Origin of the sequence: Eubacterium sp. AF34-35BH (genome assembly GCF_003477765.1) — a bacterium.
Taxonomy (GTDB): domain Bacteria; phylum Bacillota; class Clostridia; order Lachnospirales; family Lachnospiraceae; genus Eubacterium_G.
Map to the genome: position 1 here is coordinate 191,050 of NZ_QUDZ01000003.1, position 17,140 is coordinate 208,189.

14 protein-coding genes are annotated in these 17,140 nt (G+C 34.6%); 2 read left to right on the plus strand and 12 right to left on the minus strand.

Features of this window, described 5'->3' with window-relative positions; translation table 11 throughout:
• Positions 1–254 precede the first annotated feature (254 nt).
• The 5 genes from DWZ69_RS04520 to DWZ69_RS04540 form a co-directional block, all read right to left on the minus strand.
• Positions 255–2,363, minus strand: coding sequence for a SulP family inorganic anion transporter (locus DWZ69_RS04520; RefSeq protein WP_117998843.1), 2,109 nt, complete (start codon positions 2,361–2,363; stop codon positions 255–257).
• A gap of 292 nt (positions 2,364–2,655) precedes the next feature.
• Complete coding sequence (locus tag DWZ69_RS04525; RefSeq protein WP_118436253.1) at positions 2,656–4,608, minus strand: family 16 glycosylhydrolase; 1,953 nt, start codon at positions 4,606–4,608, stop codon at positions 2,656–2,658.
• Positions 4,609–4,700: 92 nt separating this feature from the next.
• Positions 4,701–5,474 carry a TraX family protein gene (locus tag DWZ69_RS04530; protein WP_118436255.1) on the minus strand — a complete coding sequence of 258 codons (774 nt, stop codon included), beginning with the start codon at positions 5,472–5,474 and terminating at the stop codon, positions 4,701–4,703.
• Between the two features lies 1 nt (position 5,475).
• Complete coding sequence (locus DWZ69_RS04535) at positions 5,476–7,308, minus strand: alpha-amylase (RefSeq protein WP_118436257.1); 1,833 nt, start codon at positions 7,306–7,308, stop codon at positions 5,476–5,478.
• A 126-nt stretch (positions 7,309–7,434) separates the two neighbouring features.
• The gene (locus tag DWZ69_RS04540) at positions 7,435–7,926 is read right to left on the minus strand and encodes a hypothetical protein (protein WP_117998840.1); all 492 of its coding nucleotides are present in this window, start codon (positions 7,924–7,926) and stop codon (positions 7,435–7,437) included.
• Positions 7,927–8,165: 239 nt separating this feature from the next.
• On the opposite strand from DWZ69_RS04540, the gene DWZ69_RS04545 reads away from it, so the two are divergent.
• Both DWZ69_RS04545 and DWZ69_RS04550 read left to right on the plus strand, forming a co-directional pair.
• A complete protein-coding gene (locus DWZ69_RS04545; protein WP_022165451.1) occupies positions 8,166–9,800 on the plus strand; it encodes an ATP-binding cassette domain-containing protein in 1,635 nt (544 codons plus the stop codon).
• Between the two features lie 16 nt (positions 9,801–9,816).
• Positions 9,817–10,719: an alpha/beta fold hydrolase gene (locus tag DWZ69_RS04550; protein WP_118436259.1), complete on the plus strand. Its 903-nt coding sequence runs from the start codon at positions 9,817–9,819 to the stop codon at positions 10,717–10,719.
• 128 nt (positions 10,720–10,847) lie between these two features.
• Here the strand turns inward: DWZ69_RS04550 and DWZ69_RS04555 are convergent, their stop codons facing one another.
• The 7 genes from DWZ69_RS04555 to DWZ69_RS04585 form a co-directional block, all read right to left on the minus strand.
• The gene (locus DWZ69_RS04555; RefSeq protein WP_117998838.1) at positions 10,848–11,975 is read right to left on the minus strand and encodes a bifunctional chorismate mutase/prephenate dehydratase; all 1,128 of its coding nucleotides are present in this window, start codon (positions 11,973–11,975) and stop codon (positions 10,848–10,850) included.
• A gap of 29 nt (positions 11,976–12,004) precedes the next feature.
• Entirely contained in the window at positions 12,005–12,883 is an 879-nt protein-coding gene (folK, locus tag DWZ69_RS04560; protein ID WP_118436261.1) for a 2-amino-4-hydroxy-6-hydroxymethyldihydropteridine diphosphokinase, read from the minus strand.
• Positions 12,867–13,685, minus strand: a complete 819-nt coding sequence (gene folP, locus DWZ69_RS04565) for a dihydropteroate synthase (RefSeq protein WP_117998836.1) — start codon at positions 13,683–13,685, stop codon at positions 12,867–12,869. The genes folK and folP overlap by 17 nt, the downstream gene beginning before the upstream one ends.
• 134 nt (positions 13,686–13,819) lie before the next feature.
• Positions 13,820–14,377, minus strand: a complete 558-nt coding sequence (gene folE, locus DWZ69_RS04570) for a GTP cyclohydrolase I FolE (RefSeq protein ID WP_118436263.1) — start codon at positions 14,375–14,377, stop codon at positions 13,820–13,822.
• A gap of 3 nt (positions 14,378–14,380) precedes the next feature.
• Entirely contained in the window at positions 14,381–15,676 is a 1,296-nt protein-coding gene (locus DWZ69_RS04575) for a folylpolyglutamate synthase/dihydrofolate synthase family protein (RefSeq protein WP_118436265.1), read from the minus strand.
• A 277-nt stretch (positions 15,677–15,953) separates the two neighbouring features.
• Positions 15,954–16,526 carry an SH3 domain-containing protein gene (locus DWZ69_RS04580; RefSeq protein WP_117998833.1) on the minus strand — a complete coding sequence of 191 codons (573 nt, stop codon included), beginning with the start codon at positions 16,524–16,526 and terminating at the stop codon, positions 15,954–15,956.
• 111 nt (positions 16,527–16,637) lie between these two features.
• Positions 16,638–16,979: a DUF1292 domain-containing protein gene (locus DWZ69_RS04585; protein ID WP_347475009.1), complete on the minus strand. Its 342-nt coding sequence runs from the start codon at positions 16,977–16,979 to the stop codon at positions 16,638–16,640.
• Positions 16,980–17,140 lie beyond the last annotated feature (161 nt).

Genomic DNA, 17,140 nt, shown 5'->3' on the forward strand with positions numbered 1-17,140 from the left:
AATAAGTTCATCAAGCTCACTTTTTACACCCCTATGCTCTATAACATAACTAAAGGGGTGGAAACTGCCAGAATCTTTTGCAAGCATAAGTTCATCAAGCTCACTTTTTACACCCCTATGCTCTATAACATGACTAAAGGGGTGGAAATCGCTGGAATCTTTTGCAAGCATAAGAGTCAAATCATCAAATCTATTGAAAAAAACAACTACACTTCTTATTTTTCTCTAATGTTTACAATCAAATCATACACTTCTTATTTTTCTCTAATGCTTACAATCAAATCATACACTTCCGGATGGCGTTTCTGCAAATGCTCATCCAGTATATGTCTGCGTTCTACAAAGCGTTCTGCAAGTTCAGGATGCTCCTTATGTATACGATTGTGAATTTCTCTTCTATGTTCTTCAAGTCGCTTAGCAATATCTTTTTCGTCTTTGCCTGAAATATTAACAATTTCTTTTAAGTGTTCTTCAAGATGCTCCAACCATTCGTCCTCGTCAAAAGCATCCATGTGAGACCAGCGTCCATGGAAAAGATTTTCCACATCTCCTGATTTCTTTAATTGATCTATCTGTAGCATTATTTGATTTTCGATTTCTTTTTCACTTTCCTTACCAAATGCCCAAACAAATTCCTGAACCCTATTGTCTACACGTTTTCTTGAAGGTGTAAGTTGCTCATTTTCTACATTACCTTCTAATGGATAAGGTCTGTTAATTCCCATGTCTTTTAACGCTACATGAATTGTTCTTCTAACATTTCCATTTTCAATCAAATAACCAAGACCTAATTTTCTTAACTGTTCATTAACACCTGAAATATGTTCGGTTATATAAAAGCGAATTTCCTTCTCCTGAAGAGATTTATATAAGATTTCCAATCTGTCTGCTGCTGTTATGTCAATACTGCCCACTGCACTTGCATCAATAATTACCGCCTTTGTATCTTCCTTAATGGCATCCTCAATGTCTCTTTGCAATGTTTGTATATTAGCAAAAAACAAATTACTGCTAAATCTGTAAATAATCACACCCTGTATGGCATATATGTGGCGTCCCTCATTCAAATCTCTAAAATGCTTATGTCCCGGCTGTATGCCAAGAAAACATGTAGCCGGCTTTGCTGTTCTGATAATCATCTCAGTAAATGAAAGAATTATTCCAATTAAAACACCATTAATTGTTCCAAGCATAAGCACACCCATAAATGCACCTATGAAAATAAAGCATTCCTTACGACTTACCTGCCAAAGTCTGACAGCCAAATCAAACTCTGTTGCACCAATTAATGCTGAAATTACTATTGCCGTAAGAATTGGTACCGGTAAAAATCCAATAAAGCCTGTACCACCAAAAAGAAGAAGCATCATGGATAAGCCTGCTATAATTCCTGTTAATTGTGTTTTTCCCTGATACTGCTCTCCCATTGCAGTTCTTGAAACCGATCCATTTATAGGACAGCAACCTGTAAATGCCGCTACCAAATTTCCAAGAGAAAAAGCAAGTATTTCCTGATTATCATTTATTCTATAACCGTTCTTTTGCGCAAAACTATTTTCAGCCAAAAGTGTTTCAGCCATAATAACAACCGCTACAGAAAGACTTATCATAAACAAATCAGTCATAGGATAAGCTCCAAAATTAGGAATTTTCCAACTTGGAAGTCCCGGTGCAACACTATCAAGAGTCTTTACACCCCATTGTTGTAACGGCATAAATTTTGTCATCATAACACCTGCAACCATTAGTACAACCGCCATAGGGAATTTGGGCATAACCTTCTTAGAAATAACTAAAATAACAAGTGCCACAATTCCAATATAAACTGAAGGAATATTAATATCTTTTACCGTGTCAATAATATGTTCCACCAATTCAAGCAACTCTCCTGTACCTGATGTGCCTCCCATAATTTTAGGAACCTGCATTAAAATAATCGTTGTACATATTCCTGTAATAAAGCCACCCATAACAGGTGCAGAAATATAATTTACAAGTTTTCCTGCTTTCATAAAATAAAAAGCCAACAGCCAAACTGCTACTAAAAAAGTAACTATAGGAACTACTTCCATTGCTTCTTTTGTACCGCCCTGAATATTCATACTAAGAAGAGCTGCACCTACCAACGCCGCCGGAGCTGCATCAACTCCGAAAATAAACTGTGGTGATGTTGAAAAAAGTGCAAAAATTATAATTGGGAAAACCGAGCCATATAAACCATATACTGCCGGCAAGCCCGCTATCTGTGCATATCCCATGGATATTGGAATAGACACAGCCATTATAATGATTCCTGTAAATATATCTTTTATTAAATTTTCTTTCTTATATCCTTTTAACGTATACGCTGGTTTTATCTTCATTTTCATTTTCTCCCGAATAAATTTTAGTTTATAATTTTCTCTCAAATTACTTTTAGCTAATAAATTTCTTAATTTTCTCCCTGGTAAACCTTTAATTAATCTATTCTTAATTTTTACTGAATACTTTTAAATTAATATGTTCTTCCCCCAAAAAAATAAATCTTTAGCTAATAATATACCACACTCATTTACATAAAAATACCTCTAAAGTAACAGACTTTCCAATTCTATCTGTCTACTTTAGAGGTATTTTTGTTTTTACTTTTTAAGCCTTTAAGCTTTTTAGATGTATTTAATTAGCTAAAACAAACTTCCACTGCTGATTTGCCTGAGCAGAATAATCCCACTGCTGTACATTACCGCCATTTGATGTTGACCAACCAGCAACTTCTAATGATTTGTTACTGTGTTTGTTAATAAGGAATGAATATTCTCCATCAACCATTGTAATGTACCATCTTTGGTTATTAGTTTTGTTGTTGTCCCAGATTATGGCATTTCCACCGTTATTCTGTGACCAGTCATCCATATCAAGTGCTTTTCCTGTTAATGCACTCTTAAGAATGTATGTTGAATCATCTTTATTAAAATCAATTTCCCATTCCTGGGCTACGTTTCCGTTTGCCTGACACTGTTGTACATTTGTACCACTTGCTTTGTTTGCTCCTGCAACATCAAGACAAAGGCCACTGTGTCTGTTGATAATTTTATATCTTGCTTTTTCAACCTTAATAGAAGACATCTGGTCATTCCAGTCATTTCCAATGTAACTTGCATCGCTTGTAATTACCTTTGACTTTCCACTAAAATTGTCATCCTGATAAATTGTTACCTTATAACCAAATGGGACCTTTAATGATGACATATCATCATTCTTAAAGCCTTTTGCAATAAGTGATGCAAGATTGTAACTTCCAACGCCTAATGATGTGTTTCTACCACCATAATTTGCATCCTGATAAATTGTTACATCACCTGATGCAGTGTTTACTGTTCCTGATGTACTTCCTGATGAAGAACTACCACTTGATGAACCACCTGAAGAACTGTTACCTTTATGTGTATATGAATAACTTGCTGTGTCTTTTACATAGCCTGAAGTATTGCAGTATGTAAACCAGTATTTAACTGTGTCCCCTGACTTCAAGCCATTAACTGTGTAAGTTGCTTTATCTCCTGACTGAGTCATTCTTACGTTCTGCTGTCCACCACCATTTACTGAATAATGAATGTCTGTCCACTTTGAATTATTTACATAAGCTGTTGCCGAACTGTCTCCTGCATAATTCATTCCCATACCACTAGCCGGCGTATTTGAAGATGAACCATTATTGCCGCTGTTTCCTGTATTTCCTGTATTTCCACTGCTTCCTGCATTGCTACCATTGCTCTTATCCACATTGTTTGACGAAGAACTGTTGTATGAAGGATTATCCTGATATACACGAACATAGTCAACCTTCATTTCCTGTGGAAATGCACTGTCATTAATTGAGAAGCCAGGCCAATTTCCTCCAACTGCCACATTTAATAATAAATAAAATGGTCTGTGGAATTCATCTGTATCTCCTACATTGTTTGCAATTGACATTTCGTAGAATTTATTTCCATCAACAAAGAATCTGATATATTCATTATCCCACTGTAGGCCATATGTATGATATTGTGTTATATCAAAATTGCCTGTTGGCTTACCATACTCTGCATGTCCATTTACGTTCCAATGACATGTACCGTATGTTTTATTTTCAGCATTAATTGCTTCCATAATGTCAATTTCACCACATGATGGCCAGCCTACGCTACCAATATTTGCGCCAAGCATCCAAAAAGCAGGCCATATTCCCTGATTAGATGGTAATGCAAGCCTTGCCTCTACATAGCCATATGTAAATGTAAATTTTCCATTTGTATTAAGTCTTGCGGATGTATAATTCCTTCCACCATAAGACTCTTTCTTCGCTCTAATGTGTAAGGCACCGTCAGCAACATAAGCATTGTCCGATCTGTTAGTATAATATTGCTGTTCGTTGTTTCCCCATCCATTTGAACCTGTTCCTATTTCAAATCCCCATTTTGAAGTATCAATGGAATTGCCATTGAATTCATCGCTCCATACTAATTTAGAGCCTGTAGTTGGAGAAGCACTAACTGTTTTTTCAGGCATTGTAAATGTAATTGTCGAAAAAACCATAGCCGCTGAAACTACAAATGTTGTTGTTTTCTTAATTAACTTTGATATCATAATTTACCCTCCTAAAAATTTTCCGCTCAAAGCTAATTTAAGTATACAAAAACTAAAAACTATAGAAAGATAAAAAATTATATAAAAGGTAATCATTTTATTAAAAATATTTTTATGCCTACAAAAATCACTATATGTAATGGATAAAATAAATAAAAGAAATATTTCCATTTATGTTTTCCCGGTGTGTCATTGTATAATTCAATAGGAATAATACTTAATGCCCCAAACCACTGAATCGACAATGGGTACATACCCATATTAAAAACAATATTTACAATCCCCTGACTTATGTGATGTTTTCTAAAAACATAAAAGCAAAGAATTATCATTATCCCTGCATAGGAATATGAGCAATTAATAAAATATGCCATGGCAAATCCTACCAACATAACTACTAATTCAAGCAAAGTATTTAGTCTTGCTGCTCCGATTTTTTGTAACACTTTGTCAGGATATGAAATTCTGAACTTTGAAATTAAATCAAGCATCCATATCATCATATACCCAATAAACAAAGTTATTAACACATTTTGTCTTGTAAGGTCCCATAATGAACCATACATTAAATCATAAGGAACCTCTGATAATAACGCGAATATTCCTAAAATAATTCCATGTTTCATTCTGTCTTTTGTATGGAAAAATCCCTCAACCAAAACAAAACATATTATGGGAAAACAAATTCTTCCAATGGCACGGCCTGTTAAATACAATGTATTGTTATTGTTTTCTAAAAAAATAATTGAAAAATGGTCAATAAACATTGCAAGGATTGCTAAAATCTTTAATTCAAATGTGCTTAATCCCCATTTTTCAAGATTAATATATTTACCAATTCCTTTTTCGTTTAATTCTTTTAACATATTATTCAGGTTTTGCAATCAAAACCGTTATGCTCCTTCCCGGTACATTAAATGTTCTGCCCACCTCTTCACTTTTCTGATTAGGGCTGGTTGAAAAAGCAACCTTCCATTTCCTTTTATTTCTTGCTGAAGGAATGCCAAAACTTTGCTCTTCCCAATACATGTTGTATGCAATATACATGTCAGCTTCATCACTTCCCGTTTCATCCATTGCATATTTTCCGCAATACATGGTTGAAAAATGTCTGTTAAAATGACTAAAATCTCCGTACCACGCCTTTGTTCCATGATAAGACATATCCGGTAAACCGTAGGATTTATAATCCATCTGCCTTGTTTCATTTTTCATGTGCAATACTTTATGTTCTTTTCTAAATTTAATTATATTCTTTGTAAATTCAAATATTTCCTTTGCCATTGCTGTTTTATTCCAATTAGTCCACGAAATTTCATTATCCAGACAATATGGATTATTGTTTCCCTTTTGAGAATTGCACATCTCATCACCTGCATAAAGCATAGGCACACCCTGACTTAAAAATACCAAACTTAAAGCATTCTTAATCTGCTTTTTTCTTAAGTCCATTATTTTACGTTTTCTTGTATCTCCCTCAGCCCCACAGTTCCAACTGTAATTATAGACAGCACCGTCTCTATTGTTTTCACCATTTGGCTGATTATATTTTCTGTCATAAGATACAGAATCATACAATGTAAATGTGTTGTGATTTGCCACATAATTTACTATTGCCACTGCTGGTGGATTTGCCTTCACCTTATAGGCAATGGTTGAAAGCATGTCTTCATCACCTTTTATAAATCTTCGTGTGGCAATCATAAAATCATCATTAAAATTAGCCAGATTTCTTACTTCCGTTGCACTATTGTAAAAATCTGTATCTGTCGCAAAGCTATAAGTAAATATTTTCGTTGTGCATAGCAAATTATCTGTTTGAACCATTCGCATCACTGCACTTTCAAGGTTCACATGAATTCCGTCAATGTGGTATTCCATTACCCAATAATGAAGACAGTCTAAAATTTCCTTAGGGTTAGTCTGCTCAGGAAAGAAAAATTCCATGGAAATCTCAATTCCATTTTTGTGTAATTCCCTAACCATATACTTAAATTCTTCTACTTCTCCACCAATGGCATTAGAATAAGCGTAAGCCGCTTTTGGTGCAAAAGTAAAACCATCAGTATATCCCCAATAGTTTAGCTTTGGCTCCTCAATTGAGAACTGGCCTTTCATTGAAGTTGCAGGTCTTGATTTTATTTCATTAAAGTCATATGCCGGCATAAGCTCAATCATTGTAATTCCAAGTTCTTTGAAATAAGGAATCTTATCTACAATACCTAAATAAGTTCCTTTATGTTTTACCTTTGAACTAACATGCTTTGTAAAGCCTCTAACATGTAGACGATACAAAATTGTCTCATCAAAAGGAATATTCAAAGGGGCATCATTCTGCCAATCATATTCATTTGAAACAATTCCTGCCCTAAGATTTTTGCTCTTTTCTCCCCATTGCTTTTTTCCTGATAAAGCCTTTGCGTATTTGTCTACAATTATCTCATCATTAACACAAAAGTTATAATCATATTTCTTATAATCAAGTCCTGTTACACACATGGCATAAACACTCCCAATAACCTGTGCATTTTCAAATGGGATTCGAAAAGCTTCCCTGTCTTCACCTTTCCTGTACAATATTACTTCGCACTTGCTACCATACTTTGCAGTAATTGCAAAATTAACATTGTCACCCATTACCGTAGCACCCATTATTAACGGATTTCCCCTATATACTTTTATGTTGCCTAACTTGTCCATGTTGTCGTCCTTTCATGTCTGTAACTTGTCTTATTTTATGCTTAAATTAATCTGGTTTCAAAAAACCAATCTCTATTACAGGTCCCTCTCCCTGTTTCTAACTTCCGCCATTGTAACGGAATCATTCTAATCAAATAACTGTATCAAATAAACTTTTCCCCGATCTATTGTTATCATGTAATTATCAGGGGCTGTGTAACCGCTATCTGCAATATGTTCTTTAAATTCTTTAAATGTCATTGAGCCATCACCATCTAATCTCTGATCATAAAAAGAACAGGATTTTGATATTTCAATATCTGCTTCCTCTCTTGTTGACGTCTGACCATCCATAGCATCAATTACACCAAACTTTCCTTTAATGTAAAGTCTTCTTCCATCTATTTTTAATTGTTCAATATATGTTCCATTATCCGATTTCTTTGAACCTTCATTTATACTAAAACTTCTTGGCCAGCTTGAATCTTTTGCAGGATCAAGTCCTACAGTAGTTTCAGCCTTGGTTTTTGATGTATTATCTTTTTGAGTAGTCTTTTCTTTTGTTGAAGAACAGCCCCATACACTTGTAATTGTAAGCGCTGAAACCAACAACAAACTAATCAGTCTCTTCTTATTCATGTCCTCGCCTCCTACTGACATATAATAACATATTTGCCCGTTTATAAAAACATAAAACTGTTTTTAATTATTTTTCCCATATTATAAGGTAATTTTTCCCTTTCCTAGATTGCTTTAATTCCTAAAAACTGATATACTTTGATGAGCAATCAGCAAAAGTTTACGGGATTTTTGCGGTCAAAAATCCGTTATTCTTTTGCATTTACCTAAAACATGTATAAAAATAAGGAGATTTATAAATGATAAGTACAAGTAATATTTCTTTACGTTTTGGCAAAAAAGCATTATTTGAAGATGTAAATATTAAATTTGTTCCAGGTCACTGCTACGGACTTATTGGTGCTAACGGTGCCGGAAAATCAACATTTTTAAAAATATTAACAGGGGAGATTGAACCTACAAGCGGTGAAGTTATTATCACACCTGGTGAACGTCTTTCTTTCTTAAAACAGGACCACTTCCAGTATGATGAATACACTGTTCTTGATACAGTAATTATGGGTAATGCCCGTCTTTACGAAATTATGAAAGAAAAAGATGCAATCTACATGAAGGAAGATTTTTCTGATGAAGACGGCATTAAGGCATCAGAACTTGAAGCTGAATTTGCCGATATGGACGGCTGGAACGCTGAAGCTGATGCTGCTACTCTTTTAAATGGTTTAGGAGTAGATACGGAATATCACTACAGCCAGATGAAAGATTTAAACGGCACATTAAAGGTTAAGGTTCTTTTAGCTCAGGCATTATTTGGTAACCCTGACATTCTTCTTTTAGACGAACCTACTAACCACTTGGATTTAGATGCAATTGCCTGGCTTGAAGAATTCCTAATCAATTTTGAAAACACAGTAATCGTTGTATCTCATGACAGATATTTCTTAAATAAAGTTTGTACACAGATTGCTGATATTGACTATGCAAAGATTCAGCTTTATGCCGGTAACTACGATTTCTGGTACGAATCAAGTCAGTTAATTGTTAAACAGATGAAAGAAGCTAACAGAAAGAAAGAAGAAAAAATCAAGGAATTACAGGACTTTATCCAGAGATTTAGCGCCAATGCTTCTAAATCAAAACAGGCTACTTCAAGAAAGCGTGCTTTAGAAAAAATCGAACTTGATGACATTAAGCCTTCAAGCAGAAAGTACCCTTACATTGATTTCAGACCTGCAAGAGAAATCGGTAACGAAGTTTTAACTGTTGAACATTTATCAAAAACTATAGACGGTGTTAAGGTTTTAGATGATGTTTCATTTACAATCGGTAGAGAAGACAAAGTTGCTTTCGTTGGTTCAAACGGACTTGCAAAAACAACATTATTTCAGATTATTATGGGACAGATGGAACCTGATGAAGGTGATTACAAATGGGGTATCACAACAAGTCAGTCATATTTCCCTAAAGACAACACAAAAGATTTTGACTGTGACGATGTAATCGTTGACTGGCTTACACAGTATTCAGAAATCAAAGATGCCACATACGTTCGTGGTTTCCTTGGTAGAATGCTTTTTGCAGGTGATGATGGTGTTAAAAAAGTTAAGGTTCTTTCAGGTGGTGAAAAAGTTAGGGTTATGCTTTCAAAACTTATGATTAGCGGTGCTAACGTTTTAGTTATTGACGAACCTACTGACCATTTAGACATGGAAAGTATTACAGCCCTTAACACAGGCCTTATTAAGTTCCCTGGTGTACTTTTATTCTCATCAAGAGATCATCAGGTTGTTCAGACAACTGCAAACCGTATTATGGAAATTGTAAACGGCAAGCTTATTGACAAGATTACAACTTATGACGAATATCTTGAAAATGACGAAATGGCTAGAAAGAGAACTGTTTACACAACTGAGGGAATGGATATAAACGACTAATTGCGAGGTGAGTAATATGCGACCAACTACTATTACTTTTCCACCGGAGGGTATTGAACCTCTTGGTATAATTGAATTTGTACATGGTATGTGTGAAACGCGAAAACGTTACGAAAAAACTTTACAGTATTTTAGTAATTGTGGCTTTATTTGTGCCATTTCCGACATAAAAGGGCATGGTGAAAACATTTTAACCACTGATGACTTGGGCTACTTTGGTCACGAGGGCTACAAAGGACTTGTCGAAGACGTTCATCAGTTTACAATGTTTCTAAAAAGAGAATATCCTAATCTTCCACTTATTATTGTAGGACACAGCATGGGTTCTCTTATTGTAAGAGCTTATTTGAAAAAGTTTTCTAACGAAGTGAATGCCGTCGTTTTAAGTGGTTCTCCTTCTGATAATCAGCTTGCCGGCTTTGGCAAACGACTAATTCGATTTATGGCTCTTTTTAGAGGCTGGAATTACAGAAGTCCAATGATTGAGAAAATGGTTAATGGACCTTTTGAAAAACCTTTTATGAAAGAGGGCATCGTAAATGCATGGATTTGTTCAGATAGAGATGTTGTTGAAGAATACAACAAGGATCCGTTATGTGGCGTGACTTTTACTTTAAATGGTTACTATGCACTGTTTAGTTTGATTCAAACAGTATACAGCAAACTTGGTTGGTCCAAGAAAAATCGTGATCTTCCTGTAATGTTTGTTTCAGGTGAGAATGATCCTTGCAGACAAGGGGACAAAGCTTTCAAGAAGGCTGTTTTACACTTTAAGCATTGTGGCTTTCCTAATACTTTTTCTAAAGTATACAAAGGTATGCGACATGAAGTATTTAATGAAAAGAACGCTTCGGAAGTTTATGAAGACATACTTAAATTTTTGGAAATCAAGGCTGGCATTGAAGATATTAGATATTAGGACTAACATTAACTGCTTTATGTTTATCACTGCAGAAAGTAGTTACAATAGAATAAAATCATATATGAAAAAGGGTTGCAAAAATGCAACCCTTTTTCATATAGCCACGCAATAGGATATTAATTTTTCTAGTAATTTCCTAATATTTTCATATTAAGGGCTTCTGCATTAATACCGCTTAAAGCATTAATTGCTCCTGCCTGATTTGCTTTTCCCTCAAATTCAACGTAGAATCTGTATTCCCACTTCTTATCAGGTACAGGTCTTGATTCTATACGTGTCATATTTAAGTCATTGTAAATAATATGAGACAACATCTGATATAAAGTACCGCTTTCATGTGGCATCTCAAAACTGATACATATTAAATCAGCATTAACTCTTGCCATTCTCTCTCTACTTATGATAATGAACTTTGTTGTATTTGTATCATTGAAATTAATTCCTCTATGTAATATTTCAAGTCCATAAATTTCTGCTGCATTAGCACTTGCTATACATGCTCTTGTCTTGTCATTCTGTTCTGAAATATATCTTGCACTAATTGCTGTATTAGCAAGATTTACTTTTCCAAAACCATGTTCCTCAATAAATTTATTACTTTGCATAAAAGCCTGTGGATGAGAATATACCTCATGAATATCCTCTATTCTTGAACCTTTTAAACCACAAAGACAATGCTCTATTTTTACATCGAATGTATCAACAATATAATTAGAGAATTCAACCAGCAAGTCATACACATCTGTTACAATTCCTGCAGATGAATTTTCCATTGGTAAAACTGCGTAATCAGCCTTGCCGTCTCTTACATACTTCATTGCCTCTCTAAAAGTTGTTACATTTAAGTATTCAGCCTTATCTCCAAAGTATTCTGTAGCTGCCTGCTGGCTGTAGGCGCCTGGAATTCCCTGATATACGACTTTTGCACCATCCATTGGGATTTTATCAACAATATCAAATCCAATGTCGTTATTTACCCCTTCTTCTGTTAGAAGCTTATACTGCATCTTTCTGCTCATTGCCATTATCTGTTCAAACAATTCTTCCACACCATGAGCATAAAAATCACTTGAGGCTTTGTTTTTTAATGTTTTAATTTTGTCTAATTCTCTTTGTCTGTCAAGAACAGCCTTACCTGTTCTTAATTTGTATTCAGCAACGTCTTTACAGACTTCCATTCGTCTTTCAAATAAGCTTACAATCTCGCTATCAATTGAATCAATTTCTTTTCTACTTTCCTGCAAATCTTTCATATATACATTAAAGACCTTTCTTTCGTTGTTTAATTATCTGTCTCCTCTGAAATTTTCGGGCAACCACCACAACCACTGCAACCGCCACTATTAGGACTTAGGTCCTCTAACAACTGAGTTACTGTTTTATTTAAAATAGGATGTGTCCAATATGGTGCAATTTGTTTTAATGGTTCTAACACAAAAATTCTCTTGTGCATTTCCACATGTGGTATCTTTAATTCTGGTAAATCCACTATCTGGTTTTCGTAAAAAACAATGTCTATATCCAATGTTCTTGGACCCCAGTGTATTTCCCTGGTCCTACCTTCAAAAGCTTCTATTTGGTTGACTTTTTTCAGTAATTCTTCAGGTGAATACAATGTTTCTATTTCAATACAGCCATTTAGGAAATTGTCCTGTTCAACAGGCCCATAAGGCTCAGTTTCTATATAATTTGATACTACATTAACTCTGCAGTTATCATCGTCATACAAACTGTCCACTGCACAATTTAGGTGTTCTTCCTTGTCGCCCATATTAGAGCCGATTGATAAAATTGCCTTACTCCATTTTCTGTTAGTGGAAATTGCAACATTTCCAAAAGGCAACGGTATAGGTGCCTGTGGTTTGTATATTGTAAAATCCACTTCTCTGATTTTCGGAAATGTTTTTAACAATTCTGTTGTACACTGCCATGCTGCAGCTTCTATTAAATCAAATCTGTTTTTTGTTAAAAATTTATTTATAAAGTCGCAAACCTCAGCATAATTAACAGTTTCATTTAAATCATCAGTATTGCCTGCAACACTTATGTCTGTATATAAGTTAGCATCAATATAAAATTTCTGACCATTTATTTTTTCCTGTTCCTCACAGCCATGGTATGCAAATACTTCTAACTGCTTAATTTTAATACAATTTTTCATTTCTTATCGCCTTTGCCATCATTAATGCCTGATAGTTTTCTTTTACATCATGGACTCTGAAAATACTACAGCCTCTCTCATATCCCATAACAGTTGTTGCAACAGTTCCAGCCATTCTGTCATTCTTATCTACGTCCAGTGTAAGTCCGATAACTGACTTTCTGGATGTTCCAAGAAGCACAGGATAACCAAATTCTTTTAGCCTGTCCACATGTTTAATAATCGATAAATTCTGTGCATAATCTTTTCCAAAACCAACGCCCGGATCTAATACAATCTGTGAATCCTTTACTCCTGCTTTGTGGGCAATGTCAATTGATTCCTTCATTTCCTTTAAAACATCTTCCACGTAACTTTCATAGTTAGTATTATCCTTATTATGCATAACACATGCAGCAACTCCTGATTTTGCTACTAAATCAGCCATATCCTGCTTGTCCCACTTAAATCCCCACACATCATTAACCATGTCGATTCCGGCTTCAACTCCGGCTTTTGCCACATTAGTTTTGTATGTATCAAGGGATACGCATACATCAAATCTTTCTTTTATCGCATTAATAACCGGCACAACCCTTTCTATTTCTTCTTCATCACTAATTAAAGTATAGCCCGGTCTTGTTGACTCACCGCCAACATCAATAATTCTTGCACCGTCCTTGATCATTTCTTCAGTGTGCTTTAAAGCTGCGTCCATGTTGTTCCACTTACCACCGTCAGAAAATGAGTCAGGTGTTACATTTAAAATTCCCATAATAATAGGATCGTTATCTAAGTCAAAATTATATTTTCCAATTTGCATTTATTTTTTCTCTACTCTCTATTAATTATTTTTGTAAAAAAAGAATATCACTTACGATACATTACACAAAAAATACGTGCCTATTAAGCAACTATTTTTACCTTCTGCCATATGCTCCATAATAAGAAGTCTAATTACTTTTCCATTAAACGAAGAATGTCTCTTCTTAAACTGCTGTCTTCTTCAAAAGCGCCTTTTGCTGAAAAAGTAATTGTTTTGCTACCCGGTTTCTTAATTCCTCTTGCTGACATACACATATGCTCAGCCTCAACCATAACCAATACCCCCTTTGCATTTAAGCATTCTTCAATAGCATAGGCTATCTGATTTGTCATTTGTTCCTGAATCTGCAATCGTCTTGCAAAAACTTCCACTGTTCTTGCAAGCTTGCTTATTCCAACAACTTTTCCATTTGGAATATAAGCAATGTTTGCTTTACCATAAAAAGGCATCAAATGATGCTCGCAAGTTGAGTAAAATGTAATATCTTTTTCAATAACTACATTTTCATTATCACATGTAAAAGTCTTTGACAGATGCTCCATTGGATCTTTGTCCATACCTGCACATAACTCTTCATACATACGTGCAACTCTGTTTGGAGTATCCACTAAACCCTCTCTACTTGGATCTTCACCGATACCTTCTAATAATAATTTGATTCCCTGTTCTATTTTGTTTTTATCAAACATCAGTCAATCTCTCCTTCCGGCTTTAACTGCTTGATTAATATCATTTAGATGTGATAAAGAGCCAAAAGCTAATATCATATCTGATTTTTTACTGTTTACTAAATCAATTGCCTTCTCTACAGCCTGATCTATACTTTCTACATACTGAACATTTTGGTTGTATTTAGAAATTGTATTAGCCAACTTCTTTCCATCTAATGCTCTGGCATTATTTGGTGTAACAGTTAAAATATTTTCTCCTTTGTTTGCAATAAGACCTGCTTCCTTCTCAAAGTCTTTATCGGCCAACACTCCCATTATAAAGGTAATTCGTTTATTTGTAAAATACAAATCAATACATTTTACCAATTCCTCTATAGCTCCGGGATTATGTGCGCCATCAATTACAAATAATGGTTGCTTTGAAATTATTTCAAATCTTCCCTTCCAGACTGCATTTTCAATGCCACTTTTTATATATTTTTCTGTATTGTAACCCTTTTTTTCAAGAATTAATGCAACCTCAATTGCTGTTGCCACATTTTTTCCCTGATAAGTTCCAAGCATTTTTAGATTAGCTTTATATTCTTTTCCATTAGAGGCTCTGTAAGTTACAATATTTTCTCCATTACCCAAATCCAGTTGTGCTTCTTTAGCCATAACTATATGGGAATTCTTTTTTTCAGCTTCCTCCCTTATTACATCGCATATTTCTTTTTGCTGTTTTGCTACTACAACGGGACAGTTTGCTTTTATTATGCCCGATTTTACCATTGCTATTTCTTCAATTGTGTCACCTAAAAAAGCTGTGTGGTCCAAGGAAATATTGGCAATAATACTACAAAGAACCTTATGGAAAACATTTGTGGCATCTGTTGCACCACCCATACCACATTCAACTAACACAATATCACAATTCTTTCTTTTGAAATATTCAAAAGCCAAAGCCGTTTCAATTTCAAAAGGTGTTGGATGAAATCCATAAGTTTTAGCAATGTAATCGCATTTCTCCTTAATATGAGTGATTATTTCTCCTAAACTGTTTGGCTCTATGTTTTGGTTATTAATCTGAATAATCTCATCTTCTTCAAAAACTGCCGGAGAACTGTACCTACCTACTTTGTAGCCTGCCTCCATGAGAATACTGTTTAAAAAAGCCATTGTGGAACCTTTTCCATTTGTACCTGCTATGTGAACAACTTTCAGACTTTTTTCAGGATTACCCATTTCTTTTAAAAGTGTTGTGATGCTTTTCAGACCTAAGACACTGCCGTATTTATTTACTTCTTTTAAATATTGTTTTGCTTCGTTATAGTTCATTGTGTTTTCCTCGTTGTGCTTTTATGCTATATTGCCCTTCATGTTTTTTATTACGAAATTGCTACGTGCTTTGCACTCCTGCAATTTCACCACATAATTCGCATATCGCACAACTTCGTTGCGCTTTTATGCTCATTATGCGGGCGTGTCCTCAAAACATAAGCGTACTTTTGTGCAAGCACAAGTACGCTTATGTTTTGGTACACTGTAATAAAAAACGTACTTTATGGGAAGTATTAGTCTACCATAAAATACGTTTTTTGTTTATTTGTAATTATTATTTTATGAATCTTGCTGATACATAACCTTCGATACCATTCCAGATTACATGGCACCAACCTTTGTCAGTGCTTAAGACTTCTAATTCGTCTCCTTTATTAACAATGTCTAAAACCTTTGAGCTTTCTTTTGGTTTTCTTCTTATGTTGACATCGTCCCTTGCATGTTTGATTTCGCCTGAAGGTCGTGTTGTTTCCTCTTCAGTCTGTTCCTCTGTAGGTGCCTGTGTTTCTTCTTCTGTTGTCTCTGGAACAGTTTTCTCAGTTGTTGCAACTACAGTAGTTTCTGATGTTGTCTGCTGAGCAACCTTCTGTGTTGTTGTTACAGCTTCTGTTGTCTCTGCTGTTGTTGCTCCTAATATTGATGTTTCCTTAGGAGCTGTTGTCTTCACTTCACTATCTTTCTTGGCTGAAACTGAAGCTACAACAATAATTAATACTACAATAACAACAATTGCTGCTGCTAAAATTCCTAATGTTATTTTTCTTTTCTTAATCTGCTGTTCTTTCTTTAACTCAGCATTTCTTTTTCTTGCTTCTATTCTCTGTCTAGTTTCATCTTCGTATGACATTTTTCCACCTTCTTAATGTATTTTCTTTTTGTTATGATTTTCAAATAACAATGTATTTCTAACATTATTATCTTAAAAATGCATTATCTTACAAATTCAAAAAACGACAAATCAATGTAAGTTTTCTTCTTCCTCAATAATTTCATCATATTCACCGTCTTCAACTAACTGATCAAAAGCCTGTGATGCTAACATGAATTCAGCTTCTGTTTCAATATTGTCAAGTCCGGGTTCTCCGTCCTCGTCTTCAAAGTATCTGTATAAGAACACTTCTCCTTCTTCGTTTTCAGGTCCTTCAGTTGGAAGTAATGCAATGTAATCTCTTCCTTCTGCTTCAAATATACTTACAACAAGGCAATCAACCTCACTGTCATCTTCTAATGTTAAAGTTACAAATAAATCTTCATCTTCTTCTAATTGATTATTTCCCATATCATTTACCAAGTCTTTCAACAATCCTCATACATTTCCCGTATGAATTTGAAAGACACAAACATAATATTTTTACTATGCCTGCATTTTCCTTTCTTATTTATTTTCACAATCTTACTATGCATTTGTAATAAACGCATTTTTTGTTATTTTAACTTTATCAAAAGTGTATTAAAATTGCA